General features: G+C 65.7%; 2 protein-coding genes and 1 pseudogene. All 3 read left to right on the top strand.

Annotated features, from left to right (window positions below; genetic code table 11):
* Window positions 1–90: pseudogene (locus tag JF597_RS54595) on the top strand (30S ribosomal protein S12); the annotation flags it as partial.
* Between the two features lie 2 nt (window positions 91–92).
* On the top strand, window positions 93–563 hold the full coding sequence (gene rpsG, locus JF597_RS54590) for a 30S ribosomal protein S7 (RefSeq protein WP_007384059.1): 471 nt from the start codon (window positions 93–95) through the stop codon (window positions 561–563).
* Between the two features lie 39 nt (window positions 564–602).
* On the top strand, window positions 603–1733 hold a 1131-nt coding region (locus JF597_RS54585), incomplete at its 3' end, for a GTP-binding protein (RefSeq protein WP_294014584.1).

Raw genomic sequence — 1733 nt, 5'->3', positions numbered from 1 at the left:
TACAAGATCATCCGCGGCTCGCTCGACACCCAGGGTGTCAAGAACCGCAAGCAGGCCCGCAGCCGCTACGGCGCCAAGAAGGAGAAGTAAGAATGCCTCGTAAGGGCCCCGCCCCGAAGCGCCCGGTCATCATCGACCCGGTTTACGGCTCCCCTCTGGTGACCTCCCTGATCAACAAGGTGCTGCTGAACGGCAAGCGCTCCACCGCCGAGCGCATCGTGTACGGCGCCATGGAGGGCCTGCGCGAGAAGACCAGCAACGACCCGGTCATCACGCTCAAGCGCGCGCTGGAGAACATCAAGCCCACGCTTGAGGTCAAGTCCCGCCGCGTCGGTGGCGCCACCTACCAGGTCCCGGTCGAGGTCAAGCCCGGCCGTGCCAACACCCTGGCGCTGCGCTGGCTGGTCGGCTACTCCCGCGCCCGTCGCGAGAAGACCATGACCGAGCGCCTGCTCAACGAGCTTCTCGACGCTTCGAACGGCCTCGGTGCGGCCGTCAAGAAGCGCGAGGACACGCACAAGATGGCCGAGTCCAACAAGGCCTTCGCGCACTACCGCTGGTAGTCGCTACCCCCATCGAGACCGAGAGAAGACCGAAGCCTTATGGCTACCACTTCACTTGACCTGGCCAAGGTCCGCAACATCGGGATCATGGCCCACATCGACGCGGGCAAGACGACCACCACCGAGCGGATCCTGTTCTACACCGGTGTGTCGTACAAGATCGGTGAGGTCCACGACGGCGCTGCCACCATGGACTGGATGGAGCAGGAGCAGGAGCGTGGCATCACGATCACCTCTGCTGCCACCACCTGTCACTGGCCGCTGGAAGACGTCGACCACACCATCAACATCATCGACACCCCGGGCCACGTCGACTTCACCGTCGAGGTGGAGCGTTCGCTGCGCGTGCTCGACGGTGCCGTGACGGTGTTCGACGGCGTCGCCGGTGTCGAGCCGCAGTCCGAGACGGTGTGGCGTCAGGCGGACCGCTACGGCGTTCCGCGCATCTGCTTCGTCAACAAGCTCGACCGGACCGGTGCCGAGTTCCACCGCTGCGTCGACATGATCTCTGACCGCCTCGGCGCTCAGCCGATCGTCATGCAGCTCCCGATCGGTGCCGAGGCCGACTTCCAGGGCGTCGTGGACCTCGTCCGCATGAAGGCGCTCGTGTGGTCCGCCGAGGCCACCAAGGGCGAGATGTACGACGTCGTCGACATCCCGGCCACCCACACCGAGGCTGCCGAGGAGTACCGCGGCAAGCTGCTCGAGGCCGTGGCCGAGAACGACGAAGAGATCATGGAGCTGTACCTGGAGGGCGAGGAGCCCTCCGAGGAGCAGCTGTACGCCGCGATCCGTCGTATCACCATCGCGTCCGGCAAGTCCGACGGCACCACCGTCACCCCGGTGTTCTGCGGTACCGCGTTCAAGAACAAGGGCGTTCAGCCCCTGCTCGACGCGGTCGTGCGCTACCTCCCCTCCCCGCTCGACGTCGAGGCCATCGAGGGCCACGCCGTGAACGACCCGGAGGAGGTCGTCAAGCGCAAGCCGTCCGACGACGAGCCGCTGTCCGCGCTGGCGTTCAAGATCATGAGCGACCCGCACCTCGGCAAGCTCACCTTCGTCCGGGTCTACTCGGGCCGCCTGGAGTCCGGCACCGCCGTGCTGAACTCCGTCAAGGGCAAGAAGGAGCGCATCGGCAAGATCTACCGCATGCACGCGAACAAGCGTGAG

It is taken from the genome of Streptomyces sp. (genome assembly GCF_019510245.1).
Lineage (GTDB): Bacteria > Actinomycetota > Actinomycetes > Streptomycetales > Streptomycetaceae > Streptomyces.
Note: the sequence above shows the minus strand (reverse complement) of the source record. Positions and strands in the feature narration are given on the sequence as shown.